General features: G+C 55.3%; 8 protein-coding genes. 2 read left to right on the top strand and 6 right to left on the bottom strand.

Annotation, left to right across the window (positions count from 1 at the left end; translation table 11 throughout):
* Nucleotides 1–238: 238 nt before the first annotated feature.
* The gene (gene purL, locus NHM04_RS06565; RefSeq protein ID WP_254266192.1) at nucleotides 239–4111 is read right to left on the bottom strand and encodes a phosphoribosylformylglycinamidine synthase; all 3873 of its coding nucleotides are present in this window, start codon (nucleotides 4109–4111) and stop codon (nucleotides 239–241) included.
* A gap of 457 nt (nucleotides 4112–4568) precedes the next feature.
* Here purL and mltF point away from each other — a divergent pair, with 457 nt between their 5' ends.
* Together mltF and NHM04_RS06575 are read left to right on the top strand one after the other, a co-directional pair.
* The gene (mltF, locus tag NHM04_RS06570) at nucleotides 4569–6083 is read left to right on the top strand and encodes a membrane-bound lytic murein transglycosylase MltF (RefSeq protein WP_254266193.1); all 1515 of its coding nucleotides are present in this window, start codon (nucleotides 4569–4571) and stop codon (nucleotides 6081–6083) included.
* A 140-nt stretch (nucleotides 6084–6223) separates the two neighbouring features.
* The gene (locus tag NHM04_RS06575; RefSeq protein ID WP_254266194.1) at nucleotides 6224–6649 is read left to right on the top strand and encodes a hypothetical protein; all 426 of its coding nucleotides are present in this window, start codon (nucleotides 6224–6226) and stop codon (nucleotides 6647–6649) included.
* Here NHM04_RS06575 and tadA read toward each other — a convergent pair.
* The 5 genes from tadA to NHM04_RS06605 all read right to left on the bottom strand — a co-directional run bounded on the left by tadA (nucleotide 6639) and on the right by NHM04_RS06605 (nucleotide 14849).
* Nucleotides 6639–7379 (bottom strand): tRNA adenosine(34) deaminase TadA, encoded by a 741-nt coding sequence (tadA, locus tag NHM04_RS06580; protein WP_371872586.1) that lies wholly within the window; start codon nucleotides 7377–7379, stop codon nucleotides 6639–6641. The two genes, NHM04_RS06575 and tadA, sit on opposite strands and share 11 nt — an antisense overlap.
* A 43-nt stretch (nucleotides 7380–7422) precedes the next feature.
* Nucleotides 7423–8934: a tryptophan halogenase family protein gene (locus NHM04_RS06590; RefSeq protein ID WP_254266195.1), complete on the bottom strand. Its 1512-nt coding sequence runs from the start codon at nucleotides 8932–8934 to the stop codon at nucleotides 7423–7425.
* Nucleotides 8935–8965: 31 nt separating this feature from the next.
* Nucleotides 8966–10477 carry a tryptophan halogenase family protein gene (locus NHM04_RS06595; RefSeq protein ID WP_254266196.1) on the bottom strand — a complete coding sequence of 504 codons (1512 nt, stop codon included), beginning with the start codon at nucleotides 10475–10477 and terminating at the stop codon, nucleotides 8966–8968.
* 10 nt (nucleotides 10478–10487) lie between these two features.
* On the bottom strand, nucleotides 10488–11504 hold the full coding sequence (locus NHM04_RS06600; RefSeq protein ID WP_254266197.1) for a cupin-like domain-containing protein: 1017 nt from the start codon (nucleotides 11502–11504) through the stop codon (nucleotides 10488–10490).
* A 108-nt stretch (nucleotides 11505–11612) separates the two neighbouring features.
* Nucleotides 11613–14849 carry a TonB-dependent receptor gene (locus tag NHM04_RS06605; protein WP_254266198.1) on the bottom strand — a complete coding sequence of 1079 codons (3237 nt, stop codon included), beginning with the start codon at nucleotides 14847–14849 and terminating at the stop codon, nucleotides 11613–11615.
* Nucleotides 14850–14998 lie beyond the last annotated feature (149 nt).

The following is a 14998-nucleotide window of genomic DNA, read 5'->3' on the forward strand; positions in this document are numbered from 1 at the left end:
TCTTCTCCTGCTTATCAGTTATTTATATCCAATTACGGTTAAACCCTCGAATAGCAAGCTTTTGTAAGCTTAAGCTCGCTAGGTGGGATATTCAGTATGGTTAAGCCTCGCCGGGTTTGCCATACAAAAACCATAATGAGCTGTATAAATTGCATTTATAGAACACATCTTTGCAGCCATAAAAAAAAGCGAGCCAATGGCTCGCTTTTTAGTTCAGAAATAAGACTTCTGTCGCCGACTATCCCACAAACACCCGGGCGTTACGGAACAGACGCAGCCAGGCGCCGTCTTCTTGCCAGTCGTCCGGATGCCAGGAGTTAGTCACCGCGCGGAATACCCGCTCGGGGTGAGGCATCATAATGGTGGCGCGGCCATCTTCGCTGGTGACACTGGTGATACCCAAAGGTGAGCCATTGGGGTTGGCCGGGTACTGCTCGGTCACCTGTAGGCTGTTATCCAGATAGCGCATGGCCACCAGACCGCTGTTGTCGCAGCTGTTTAAAGCGCGGTCATCGGCGAATTCAGCGCGACCTTCGCCGTGGGCCACGGCCACAGGCATATGCGAGCCCGCCATACCTTTAAACAGCACCGAGGGCGACTCCTGGATTTTTACCAGCGAGAAGCGCGCTTCAAACTGCTCGGACAAGTTGCGCACAAAGCGCGGCCAGTGATCGGCGCCGGGAATCAGATCTTTCAGGTTAGACATCATCTGACAGCCGTTGCACACCCCCAGGCTAAAGGTATCGGCGCGGTTGAAGAAACCTTCGAACTGATCGCGCACCTGCTGGTTAAACAGCACGGTTTTGGCCCAGCCCTCACCGGCGCCCAGTACGTCACCGTAAGAAAAGCCACCGCAGGCCACCAGGCCTTTAAAGGTTTCCAGACCAACGCGCCCGGCCAGCAGATCGCTCATATGTACGTCCACGGCGGCAAAGCCTGCGCGATCAAACGCCGCGGCCATTTCCACATGGCCGTTAACGCCCTGCTCACGCAGTACCGCGATACGCGGGCGCTCGCCTTTGCTGATGAAAGGCGCGGCGACATCGTCGTTGATATCGTAGCTCAGCTCTGCGCTCAGGCCGGGGTTAGCGGCCATAATGCCGTCAAACTCCTGCTTAGCGCAGGCGGGGTTATCGCGCAGCGCCTGCATCTGGTAGCTGGTTTCGCTCCACAAACTCTGCAAAATAACGCGGCTTTGGTCGAACACCAGCTCGCCGTTTTGCGCGATGCGCAGCCAGTCGTCTTCATTCAGGGTACCAATGCTATGCACCAGACCAGTTAGGCCGGCATCGGCGTACAAGGCTTTTACTTTTTCGGCATCGGCGCGCTTAACTTGCAACACGGCGCCCAGCTCTTCGCTAAACAATGCGGTCAGCGGACACTCGCCCAGGGCGTTAATGTCCACATCAATACCGCAGTGACCAGCAAAGCTCATCTCGGCCAGGGTGGCGAATAAACCGCCGTCGGAGCGGTCGTGATAAGCGAGAATCCAACCCTCAGCCAGGGCTTTTTGGGTGGCCTCAAAAAAGCCCTTTAATTGTGCGGCGCTATCCACATCCGCCGGGGTGTCGCCCAGCTGATTGTAGGTTTGCGCCAGAACAGAACCACCCAAACGGTTTTTACCTGCGCCCAGGTCCACCAACAGCAGCTCGGTCTCGCCCTGATCGGTGCGAAGCTCGGGGGTGACCGACAGGCGCACATCGCTGACCGGACTAAACGCGGTAATCACCAGCGACAAAGGCGCGGTGACGGCTTTGTCTTTGCCGTTTTCGCTCCAGGCGGTGCGCATGGACATAGAGTCTTTACCCACCGGAATGGTGATACCCAGTGCCGGGCACAGCTCCATGCCCACGGCCTCAACGGTGCGGTAAAGTTTTTCGTCTTCGCCTTTGTGGCCGGCAGCGCACATCCAGTTGGCGGACAATTTAATGTCTTTGATATCGGCAATCGGGGCACAGGCGATGTTGGTGAGGGCCTCGCCCACGGCCATACGACCAGACGCCGGGGCGTCCAGTAGCGCGCTCGGGGTGCGCTCGCCAATGCTCATGGCCTCGCCTTTGACCGAGTCGTAACTGACGGTGGTAATGGCGCAGTCGGCCACCGGAATCTGCCAGGGGCCGACCATCTGATCGCGTACCACCATACCGGTAACAGAGCGGTCGCCAATGGTGATCAAAAAGCTCTTATTGGCCACCGTGGGGTGCTTAAGCACACGCTCGGCGGCTTCGTTAATGTCAATTTCGGCGGTGTTAAATTCGTCCGAGGCCGGGGTGTAGCGGCTGGCCTCGCGGTGCATTTTGGGCGGCTTGCCGAACAGCAGCGACATGGGCAGATCCACGGGCTTGGCGTCGAAGTGCTTGTCGTTAACCACCAGGTGCTGCTCGCTGGTGGATTCCCCCACTACCGCGTAAGGGGCGCGCTCGCGCTCGCACATTTGCTCAAAGCGGGCGAGATTTTCAGGCGCAATGGCGAGTACATAACGCTCTTGGGATTCGTTGCACCAAATCGCCAAGGGACTCATGGAAGGCTCGTCGTTGGGCACGTTGCGCAGCTCAAAGCTGCCGCCACAGCCGCCGTCTTTTACCAGCTCGGGGAAGGCGTTAGACAGGCCGCCGGCGCCCACATCGTGAATAAAGGCGATGGGGTTGTCGTTGCCCAGCTGCCAGCATCGGTCGATGACCTCTTGGCAGCGGCGTTCGATTTCGGGGTTCTGGCGCTGCACCGAGGCAAAGTCCAGATCTTCGGACGAGCTGCCCGAATCCATAGACGAGGCCGCGCCGCCGCCCAGACCAATCAACATAGCCGGTCCGCCTAACACGACCAGCTTGCAACCGGCGGCAAAGGGCGGCTTGTCGACGTGCTCGCTGCGGATATTGCCGTAACCACCGGCCAGCATAATGGGCTTGTGGTAGCCGCGGCGCTCGCCGTCGTAGTTCTCTTCAAAGGTGCGGAAGTAGCCGCAGATGTTGGGGCGGCCAAACTCGTTGTTAAAGGCCGCGCCGCCGATGGGGCCATCCAGCATAATATCCAGGGCGCTGACGATGCGACCTGGCTTGCCGTACTCCTGTTCCCAGGGCTGGATAAACGACGGAATATTCAGGTTAGAAACGGTAAAACCGGTTAAACCCACTTTGGGCTTAGAGCCGCGCCCTACCGCGCCCTCGTCACGAATTTCACCGCCGGCACCCGTGCCCGCGCCGGCAAAGGGTGAGATAGCCGTGGGGTGGTTGTGGGTTTCCACTTTCATCAGCAGGTTAACGTTTTCGCTGCTGTAGCGGTACTCGGCGGTTTCCGGGTCCGGGTAAAAGCGTCCGGCCTGGGGGCCTTCGACCACAGCGGCGTTATCGGCGTAGGCCGACATCACTTGTTCGCCGCCACACTCAAAGGTGTTTTTGATCATTTTAAACAGGCTGCGGGGCTGCTCTTCGCCATCCAGGGTCCAGCTGGCGTTAAAGATTTTATGACGGCAGTGCTCGGAGTTGGCCTGGGCGAACATCATCAGCTCAACATCCACCGGGTTGCGCCCCAGTTTCTGGAAGTTCTCCACCAGGTAGTCAATTTCGTCATCCGCCAAAGCCAGACCCAACTCGCCATTGGCTTTGGCCAGAGCGTCGCGACCACCGCCTAACACATCCACGCTGGTCTGCGGCGCGGGTTCGGCGTGATCAAACATGCCGCCTGCCGACTCCAGGCTGGGCAGAACCGCTTCAACCATACGGTCGTGTAACAATGCAGCAACTGCTTCGCGCTCAGACTCGGCAATATCGCCCTGCACATGGTAGCTAATGCCCCGCTCAATGCGTTTTACTTCAAACAGACCGCTATTGTGGGCAATATCGGTGGCCTTGGAAGACCAGGGCGAGATGGTGCCAAAACGCGGCACCACCAAAAACAGGCGCCCTTCGTGGGACACTTCATCCATACGCGGGCCGTAGGTCAAAAGCTTGCCCAACACCACTTGATCTTCGTCTGACAGGGGCGCGGCCAGATCGATAAAGTGGGTGTATTCGGCCGCCACGGCGGTGACACCGGGAGCGACCTCTTGCAAACTGGCAAGTAATTTTTGCGTACGGAAAGGAGAAAGTGCGGGGGCACCGGGCAAAATCAGCATAGCGGGTTGAGCCTCAAGCTAGCGGGGTTGAGTTGTGTACACACAGGTCGCCGACAGCCCCGTCCGGTGAGGTAAATCGGCCGACCCTAAAAAGGGCGGCTATTGTACTGCAATTACCAGGTAAAGGCAGCCGCGACAGGCACTTAAAGCTCAAAAAACACCCAGCTAATTTTCTCCAGAGCGGCGATCTATAGCTTTGCGGCGAGTAAACTCCATAACTTAGCTCAAATTGGCTTTAGACTCTTAATGCCGACACAGCTATTATTTAAACAACCACACCAGTTGCGACGCGTGACGCGGTCCACGACAAAATGGCCATGTCAAGCTGGCAGATCGGCACCGATGTGTATAAAATCGCGCAAATTTTATGCACCCTATCTATTAAGCGCATGCACTAAAGAGCATATGCGAATAGCGGGCACAGGCTGAATCCGGCTAACCCCGGAAGGCGGAGTGAATGCTGAAACAGACCATCGGCCAATACCTGTACAGGCTCCCAGCGCGACTGCGCGCTAAGCGCTTGCTGTTCAGTGTGTTACTGCTTGCTCTGACTTTAGCTCTGACCACCAGCCGCCCACCCACCACCCTTGAACAACTACTGCAAACTGGCACCCTGGTAGCCATATCGCGCAACGGCCCCACCACCTATTACGAAGGTCCCGAGGGCACCACCGGATTTGAGTTTTTGCTGCTACAGGGCTTTGCCGACTACCTGGGCGTAGAGCTACAAATTCTGGAGCAGGAAAGCCTGAGCAAAATGCTGCAGCAGGTGGCTAGCGATCAGGCCCACCTGGCCGCCGCGGGTCTCAGCATCACGCCCCAGCGGGCCAAAACCGTTAAATTTACTCAGCCCTACCTCGAGGTAAAGCAGCAGCTCTTGTATCGCCGGGGCAGTTCCAAACCTGAATCTCTGGCAGATCTAAGCGGCGGCGATTTACTGGTGATTGCCGGCTCCTCCCACGCCGAGCGTCTGGAAACTCTGAAAGCCGAGTTTCCGGACCTCACTTGGCGTGAGCAAGAAAGCCTGGAAATGATCGACTTGATGGAAATGGTGCACCGCGGCGAGGTGGACTACGCCATCGTCGACTCCAACGCCTACCTCAGCAACGCTCATATTTTCCCCAAGGCACGTATCGCCTTCGACCTGGGAGACTCCGAACAGCTTGGCTGGGCCTTTGCACACCGCTTAGATAGCTCGCTGTACGACAAAGCGCGGGAATACTTAGATGAGATTAAAGCCAATGGCTCGCTAGAGGCGCTGGTAGCCGAGCTGTTCCACACCCCGGCCCCCGTGAGCACCGGGGGCGCCCTGCTGTTTACCCACCGGGTAGAAAATCGCCTGCCTCAGTGGCAGGAACTGATTCAGGAGGTAGCCGCCGAGGTGGACATGAGCTGGCAACTGCTGGCGGCCATGAGTTATCAGGAGTCCCACTGGAACGCCAAAGCTGTATCGCATACCGGCGTACGAGGCTTAATGATGCTAACCCGCACCACCGCCCGCGAATTGGGAATTGAGGATCGACGCGACCCGGAGCAGAGTATGCGCGGCGGCGCCTTATATTTTAAGAATCTTTACCAGCGCCTACCCGAGCGCATCACTGACCCCGACCGCACCCTGTTGGCACTGGCGGCCTACAACGTCGGTATGGGCCACCTGGAGGATGCCCGGGTGCTGACCCAGCGTCACGGCGGCAACCCGGATCTGTGGGCCGATGTGGAAAAACACCTCCCCCTGTTGGCCAAGCGCAAATACTACCGCACGGTAAAACACGGCTACGCGCGCGGCTGGGAGCCGGTACATTATGTCAACAATATCCTTCAGTATCGCGATATTATTGTCTGGCACGACCAACAGGAACAGCGCCGCCTGGCGCTGATGGAAAACTCAGAGGGCGCCGAAGACGGCGAGAGCACCGATGACGCTAGCAGCAAAGCGTCCCAAAATCAGCTCGCGCCGCTGTCAATTTTATAGTCCGGGATCACCTACCGAGCATAGGGAAGTGCCCCCCCTGCCTTAACACACATTTAGCCTGGCATTAACCGTGGCGCCCGGCTACGGATGGCATTTAGGCTACACTAAGCAACCAATTCTTTTCGCAACAGGATGTGATTATGATTACTTATCTCTACTGGGGTGGCGTTATTACCCTGGCCATGGTGGTGTTGATACTGCTGGGTAAAAATAACTTCTGGCGCAGTGCCATCGGCGGAGCACTTATTGTTTTTATTGGCGGCTGGGCGGCCTATTACTTTCACTTCGAACAGGTGTTTGTAAAACGCTACGGCGGGGTGATGACCATCACCATACCCGAAGGCCAGCAACACATAACCGCAACCTGGAAAGATGACAATCTCTGGATTGAAAACTACGACCCCAAGACTAACACTTGTCACTTTAACGAATACTCCAAAGGGAATATTCTGCAAGGTAAAGTGAGCTTGAAAAACTGCAACCCGCTCGGGGTTGGCAGCAGTGCGGCACGCTTAAGCGCGGCGAGCAGGCAAGCCCCGCAAGCGGTTGAAGAACTCAGCCCTTAAGCGCTTTCTTTTCAGCCCGCCGGCGTTTAAAAAACGCCTGCAATTGTTGCTGACAGGCCTCGCGCTCAACCCCGGGAGTGAGGCTAATAGAGTGATTAAAATAGGGCGCGTCTAGCAAACGCGCCTGGCTTTCCACCACCCCGGCTTTAGGCTCTACCGTGCCATACACCAAACGGGAAATTCGACTGTGCACAATTGCGCCGGTGCACATGGTGCAGGGCTCAAGGGTAACGTACAAAGTGCAATCGGCCAGACGGTAATTACCCAACTGGCGCGCCGCATCGCGCAGCGCCATCATTTCAGCGTGCGCTGTAGGGTCACAGGCGCCGATGGGGCGATTATAGCCGCGCCCCACCACTACCCCATCGCGTACCACCAAAGCTCCCACAGGCACTTCGTCGTTATCTCCGGCACGCTCGGCAAGGGCCATGGCCTCGCGCATCCAATGGCGGTCGTCGTCGCTGGCGGGCATTTGCGCTGACTCACCGCGGGCGCGGCGTTCGGCTTCATCCACACTCATAGGCGCGACAAATGCAAAGCGCGGTATCGCTACCCCGTCACGCTCGACCGACTCGGTAAACATTGCCAGCGGGCGCACCCACCAAGAGTAATCCCCGTACAGGCAGCGGTACACCACCAGCGCTTCTTCGGTTTCGCTGTGGGTGGCAATGCGGTAAACAAAGTAATCACTGCCTTTGTAATGGCGGTATAAACCGGGGCTGATTTGCATAAACACTCTGGGCTGGAAAAAGCCGCTATTTTAGAGCCTAGGTTTAGGTAACGCCATGGGCGGCAAGCAATTGATTATGGTTTGTAAAGTTAAGGCCACAGCGGCGAATAAATTCTGCCAGCTCGGTCAACTCACCACGGCCGTTGTCAGGTGCCGCGCTCGCCTTGGCATCCAGCGCGGGAAAAAGCCCGTAACCGGCCAGCAGGCAGGCCCAGGATTTTGCCTGATAGCTGCCCTCAAGATTGTACTTGCGCATATCAGCGGCAAAGTTATCGCTGTGGCGCCACAGATGCAGCACCGCCTGTAACGATTCAGAGAGTGCGTTATTCGCCGCGTTATCGCGCCAATAAGCCGTGTCCGTGCGCTGATTCACCTTGTAGTGGCAAACAATGTAATCGCGAATACCACTAAACTTTGCGCCAATCTCACGATTAAAGTCATCCTGATATCGACCGCTAAAATCGCCGTCTTCAAAACGTTTAATAAACTGCATAATGGTGTTGAACGTCAGCGCCAAAGCCGTGGCTTCCAGAGGCTCGATAAACCCCTGCGCCAGCCCTACCGCCACACAGTTGTGGCGCCAATGCTGCTGCACCACCCCCACCTTCATTTGCAGGTGCCGGGCGCTAACCTCGGCATCCTGCAGCCCTAAGTGCTGGCGCAATTCAGTTTCGGCCTGGTCTGCGCTCAAGTGCGCCGAGCTGTAAACATAACCATTACCACAGCGATTACGCAGAGGAATTCGCCAAGCCCAGCCGTTAGATAGGGCGGTAGAATCAGTGGCCGGGGTAATTTCAAGCGCAGCGTCAGTGGGCAATACAACAGCTGCATCGTTAAACAAATTGTCGCGGTAGCTGGTAAAAGGCACTTGCAGAGCATCCTGCAATAGCAGAGATTTAAAGCCGGTGCAGTCGATAAAAAAATCCGCTTGTACAGTGCGGCTATCATCCAGCCGTAAACGGCTAATTTCTCCCATCTCGTTTAACTGCACCTGAGCCACGTTGCCCTCAATACGCTCGACCCCTAAGAACTCGGCCTTGGCAGCCAGAAACTTGCCCAGCAGCGCTGCATCAAAGTGGTAGCCGTACGCCACATTAAAAGGGAAACACTCAGCGGCAATAGGGCCCAAGTTGTTGCGGGTTAAGTAAGATTCAAGGAAATATTGATCTGGGTGAGGGGTTTCCGACCGGCCGAGACGCCGCGCCTGAATATGTTTAAAAAACATAGGCATGGTCAGATCATCCGTCTGCGCCGGAAACGGATGAAAATAACGCTCGAAGCCCGGCACCGATGACCAGTTGGAAAAATAAATGCCGTTTTTATACGTGGCATTGCAACGGGGCATCCACTCGGACTCAGCAATTCCCAAGGTATCAAAAAAAATTTTTAGATGCGGCGTACTGCCCTCGCCCACCCCTACCGTGCCAATATTGTCAGACTCGAGCAAACGCACGTTAATATCCGGCCAACGCGACGCCATCAAGGTCGCGGCCATCCAGCCTGAAGTACCACCGCCAACAATTAATAGGGTTTTCGGCTTTTGTGATTTGCCCACCACTTTTACCTCTTCTTAGGGCCGGCCGACATTAGCGGCTGTGCAACTGATTTAACCAGGCGCGGTGCGAGCTGAGCGCTTGCACCGCTTTCTCACACCAGGCGTTGTGCTCGCGTATTTTCGCCTCCGCCAGTGGAATTTCTGACGGGTTCAGGGCCGGTAAACGGGTGGGGAAATACATGCCGTAGAGCACGTACATATAACTTTGCTGATTAAATAAATCCACCGTGCTAAAAAAGTCGGTGCGTTTGGGCGAAGCAATTTTCCACAGCGCCAATCGCTCGGCCAGCACATCCGATAACTTGGCTCGGTCGGTACAATCGACCCAGAAATCCGAGTCCCGACGATCGGAAATACAATAGTGCAACTGAATGAAATCGATGGTGCGCTCCCAGATATACTCCACCCAGTCGTTGCAGTGACGCGATAAAAGCGCAATATCGTCTGTGTCGCGAGGAAAATGGTCCGCCAGCAGCGCCGCACAGAAATCCGTCACCATAATGGAGGTGGCCTCCAAAGGCTCAACAAACCCTTGCGATAATCCCAGCGCGGCGCAGTTTTTATGCCAGAAATATTGCCGATACCCCGCCTGCATAGGCACCTTGCGCAAATTCGCCGCTTCGGCATCAAACCCCAGATAGCGGGAAAACTCTGCCACGGCCTGCGACTCACTCATATGCGACGATGAATACACAAAGCCCGTGCCGCGCCGATGAGGCAGGGGGATGTCCCAAATCCATCCCGCACTGTGGGCTTTAGCGGTGGTGTAAGGCTGCACCTCATCGCTGGGCTCGGTCGGCACCTGTACGGCCAGCGCCGTGTCCGTTGGGATTTGCTCAGTTTTCGCTAAAAACGGCACTTGCAAAGCCTGCCCCAGTAAACGCGAGGCAAAGCCCGAACAGTCGATATAAAAATCAAACGCCTCTTCACCGCCCGAGGCAAACTGCAAACGATCAATACTGCCATCATCGCCCATCACCACGTGTTCGATAGTTGCAAACTTGTGACGAACGCCAAAGCGAGTAAGGGCATTATCAGCGAGCAGTTGCGCAAACTTTCCCGCATCAAAGTGATACGCGTAGTGCACCACCCCATCGTAGGGAGACGACGAAGGATGCTTGGGGCCTATATTGTGCTCGGCCAGCGCATGCATAGCCGAGAGTTCAGAAAACGCCATTTGCTGTTGGTGGTGCATCCAATAGTGGCTGATATCCACCCCTACAGGAAAAGGCGCTACAAACGGATGATAGTAATAATGGTCCGCCCCGTACTTGTCAGCATCCATCCAGTTGGCAAACTTGATACCCAACTTAAAGGTGGCCTGACACTTGGCCATAAACTCGCGCTCGTCGATACCAAAGCGCTGCAGAGTAGCGCGTATATTGGGCACAGTGCCCTCGCCGACGCCAATGGTGGGTACATCCTTGGATTCGATCAGGCAGATCTCCACCTCTGGGTCGCGGCCCACGGATAGCCCCAGGTAATTCGCCGCCAACCAACCGGCGGTACCGCCGCCCACAATGGCGATTTTTTTTATCTTCATACTGCGCGACTCACTTCAACAAGCTGATAAACCAGTCTTTAACCTGGCGCTCAAACTCCGGCGACATTTCCCCCAGCACACCCTGTTTATGGGCCGGAATATAAGACTGAGGGTCTTCCCCTTGTTTAAACAGATAGTGATCAAACATGGCTCGCCAGGCGTTGCGCTGCGCGGGGGTTAAATCGCGCATCGCCATAGCAGCAAAATTTAAACTTTGCAGCGGCGTAGGCTTTTGTTGCGGTTTACCGATCGAACCATTCCACCAGTAATTCATCAAGCCGTTAACCTCGGCCAGCGAATCCACGTGGTGCCACCAAAGCATGGGAATAAAAATCGCATCGCCGGGTTCAAGCACCGCGCTATAGGCGTTTTTTAAAGCCTCGCGGTAACGCGGGTAGCGATCAAAATCCGGGGCGTGCAGTGACACTAAACTCACCGGTGCACCGGCGGGCGTGTAATCCAGCGGCCCGGGATACAAGTTAGCCACTTGCTCGGGTGGGAACAGCACAAAGCGCCGCTTACCGGCCACGACGCAGGCCAAGTTATCGGAGCCGTCATAGTGCGCGGAGACAGACACTTTATTGCCCACCCACAGCTTGGGTGCTACAGGCTCGGCGAATAAAGTGGCCGGATTGGCGGCGGACAACCCCGGCAGAATTTTATCCACCGCCACCCCCTGTACCGCTACAGAGGGTTTTACGTCGCGACCGGCCAACTCCAGCAACCGCCCCAAGAACAAATCCAGCCGCTCGCCGCCTTCAATATAATTAAAGCCATCCAGATTATCGTTGTAAAAAAAACGCCCCTCAATGGCAGGATGGCCGAGCACTACATTGACGTGCTCGCCACGATAAAACTGCGCAAGATAACGACAGAAATATTCATCCGACTGGAATGATGCCTCAACCAGCGGCCAGTCGCTCACCAGACCGCGAATGACCACGGGTTTTTGTTGCGGCACTATGTCGTTAAAAAATTGCTCGCGGCTTACACCCCGGTACTCTGGAAAGCTTAAAAAATTCTGCATAGCGAAACTGCTTTACTGCATGTGCGTAGGTAAAATGACAAGTTAAACGAAAAATGCGCGCGATAGAAGCTATCGCGCGCATTCGCTTGCGTCACTTGCTCACACTTATCAGAAGGTAGCGCGTACACTCAAAGCGTAGCGACGGTCTGTGGTAAAGCTAAGTGCCTGGGTTTTATCACCCTCTTGGTTCAACTGGTACTGAGTTTTGGTTTCCGAGTTAAGCAAGTTGCTGCCCTCGATACCCACTTTCCAGTTATCGTTGATGGTGTAGTAAAAGCTTGCATCCAGGTGATCCACAGGTTCTGCGTAAGCCGGTACAAACTCTTCCGACTCACGACGGGTCAGCAGATACTCTGAGCGCCAGTTGTAGGCCACCCGCAAGGATACATCACCGTACTCGTACATACCGACAATGTTCAGGTTTTCATCCGAGTAACCCTGCAGCGGCAAGCCCGAGAATACGCGGAAGCTGTTGCGGTTATCCGTTACCTGTGAACCGTCGTTGTTGAAAATCAAATCCGAGGTGCTTTCGTTCAGCGGATCTTCCAACCCGTCCTGGTCGATATAGGTGTAGTTGAACTGCAGACCTAAACCACTCCAGGCGCCGGGTAAAAAGTCGTAGAACTGCTGGTAAGAGAATTCCGCCCCGCGAATGGTGCCCGAGCCGGTGTTATCCGGGCCGTAAGCCGATACCGGATAGGTGTAACCGGCGTGCTCCAGCTCGTAGGCAAAGCTCTTGTTGCGAATAATGTTATCCAGATCTTTCTGAAACAAAGCCAGACTCACCGAACCCACCGGCGCAAAGTACCACTCCAGAGTTAAATCCAAATTAACGGATTCTTCCGGCTCCAGGTAGGGGTTACGCGATACCGCGGTAATTTCGATATCTTCAATGCCCACTACCGGGTTGGTGACTTCATCGCGGCCCGAGGATGGATCTTGCAACACGTTTTCATAGTCCAGACTCACCACCATGCTGTTGCGGCTGTCCAGCAGGCTGGGATAGTAAAGCGCCTTAGACGCGGCAAAGCGCAGCACCAAGTCGTCGGTTAACCCCAAACTTAAATTCAAGCTTGGCAGCACTGTGTCATAGTCAGTGCCCTGTACCGTACTCTGTTCGGCGCTGCCATCGGCCAGCGCGTACAAATCCGGATGATCGTTTGCAATAACGTCGGCCAGCGAGTCGGTGCCGCGCTTATCCACCGGCGGCAGTACTTCAAAGCCGGTAGACTCAAGCTGATAGCTTACATAGCGCAAACCGATATTACCTCTAAGTGGCATGGCCATGTCGAACTCAAAGTCGCCGCGAATATACGCCTCGGTGCGCTCTTCGCCAGACGAACTCAACTGATAGACTGAGAAAGGCCCATCAATCCGGTTGTTCATATCTTCGTAAGGAACACCGCAGCGGCCGCTGCCATCACTGGCATTACCCACCGCATTCCACACACCACAGCCATCGCGTAGAGTATTGGCAAAATCCTCTACCAAATCCATGCGCGGGAACAGGAAGCTGTTGTACTCACCCTGCACCACTTCACCGTTGTAGTGATCGGCAAAGCTTACCCGCTCAAACAGATCTGGCTGTTGTTGTGGCGACGCATTGTAGCGATCACCCTGTACCCACGGAGTACCCAGCGCGGTCCAGTTAGAATACTCGGTATCGCCAATTTCCAGCTCTTTATCCGAGTAGTAAGCACCGCCTTTAATGGCGGTAAGTGGGCCGTCAAAGGTGTACTCCACATCAATTTTAAAGGCATCCATAGAGGCGTCAGAGCGCACCTCCTGCTGCATGCCGTTACCCAGGTATAAATCCGGGTTAGGGGCGTCGCCCACGGTATTGATGGTGGGGTCAGATACGCGCGAATTTAAGTACTCAATGGTTGGCGTATCGCCGCGCAAATCGAGGAAAAACGGCGCCACTTCGGCAGTCAGGTCACCGCGCACTCGACTGGTTAGGTTGTAGTTGTGAGTGGTCTGGGTTGAATCCACGTGCTGATAATCCAATACCACTTTTAAACGGGTAGTGGGATTTAACTCAACATTAAACGAGGTATCTTCAACCGTATCTTCGTTGTAATTCCAACGACTGCGGAACTGCAGCGGGAAGTTGATATCCGCATTGGCCCCTACCCCAGAGGTTAAAAAGCCATCTTCGGTGGTGGTGATAGGACGGCCATCTTCTTCCGTCCACACCACGGCGTTACCCGTGCCGCTGACAAAGCCACGGTCACCCGAGGCAATAACCCGCTCGCGCCATTCCAAGGAGGCTTCAGAGCTGATGTGCTCTAAGGTGGTAACGATGGTTTCATCGTTATTTGCCCACTGCAAAGACGCTGTTAAACCCTGACGCTCGCGGTCATTCTCAGCGGTACTGAGATGGTAGTTAGCCGGCACATACCACACTTCGCCAGCGGGTTGGCCCGGTAGCGGATCACCATCAACCGGTGGCGCTTCGGCCGTTTCTGCGGTAATCAGCTCAGCGGGCACACCATTACACTCGGGCATCCAACCCAGGGCGTTAGGCACACAGGGGCCGTCGTAATAACCTTCTACTTTACCCGGCGCGCCTTGCAAGGTGCCCCACTCATCCCACGAGCCGCGATAATATTCATCGCTGCGCGAGTGGAAGTTACCCAGGCCTACACCATCGCCGCGGGTTTTGTATTCAGAGTATGCGCCAGAGACCAAAAAGCCAAAACGACCGGCGCTGGTCTCCCAGGAATCCGAAAACAGTGCGGAGAAAGAAGGCGTCCACTCTTCGCGGTAATCGCCGTAATTACCCTTGGCGGTAAAAGAAATTATCTGATCGTCGGAATCAAATGGCTTGCGAGATATCAGGTTTACGGTACCGGCAATACCGCCCGAAATTTTATCGGCGGTTTGGTTTTTAACAACTTCCACCGCGCCTAAAAGCTCGGCCGGAAAATCTTCGTAATTCAGACCACCATAGGGGTTTGCACTGAAGGCATCGCGACCATTTACTTCGGAGCGCACCCGATCCAAACCGCGCACCAGTACACCGGTACCTTCATCGGCGTAGTGTTTCGGGTCATCCGACGAGGCGAAGCGTTCAATCGTTACACCCGGTACACGCTGCAGCGCTTCAGTCACACTTTTATCTGGCAGCGCGCCGATATCTGAAGCTGTAATAACGTCTTTAACTGTATCGGCAAAGCGCTTCATGTCTTGCGCACTTTCGATACTCTGGCGCATCCCGCGCACTACAACTTCCTCTACCAATTCCTCTTCAGCAGCCGCACTCTGTGCGAATACTGATGGAACCGCTACACCTGTCGCCGCCGCGCACACCGCGAGGCTCAGCAGTTTTTTACTGAATTGCATAGCCACATACCCTTTTTGAATGTTCTTTTTGTTTCGGCGTACCGAAATCCCCAACACTGCATTTCCCCTCGGCATACGCGCCGGCCGTTACCGAGAATCACAACCCCAGACTTTCCGTAACGAAAAGAAACACAATAACGCCGGCAATG

The sequence above is a fragment of the Gilvimarinus sp. DA14 genome (assembly GCF_024204685.1).
Lineage (GTDB): Bacteria > Pseudomonadota > Gammaproteobacteria > Pseudomonadales > Cellvibrionaceae > Gilvimarinus.

Bases quoted from the DNA above. Each gene is read 5' to 3' on its own strand.
- NHM04_RS06600 (WP_254266197.1), bottom strand. From the start codon at position 11,504: ATGCAGAATTTTTTAAGCTTTCCAGAGTACCGGGGTGTAAGCCGCGAG.
- mltF (WP_254266193.1), top strand. From the start codon at position 4,569: ATGCTGAAACAGACCATCGGCCAATACCTGTACAGGCTCCCAGCGCGA.
- purL (WP_254266192.1), bottom strand. From the start codon at position 4,111: ATGCTGATTTTGCCCGGTGCCCCCGCACTTTCTCCTTTCCGTACGCAA.
- tadA (WP_371872586.1), bottom strand. From the start codon at position 7,379: ATGCAAATCAGCCCCGGTTTATACCGCCATTACAAAGGCAGTGATTAC.
- NHM04_RS06605 (WP_254266198.1), bottom strand. From the start codon at position 14,849: ATGCAATTCAGTAAAAAACTGCTGAGCCTCGCGGTGTGCGCGGCGGCG.
- NHM04_RS06595 (WP_254266196.1), bottom strand. From the start codon at position 10,477: ATGAAGATAAAAAAAATCGCCATTGTGGGCGGCGGTACCGCCGGTTGG.
- NHM04_RS06575 (WP_254266194.1), top strand. From the start codon at position 6,224: ATGATTACTTATCTCTACTGGGGTGGCGTTATTACCCTGGCCATGGTG.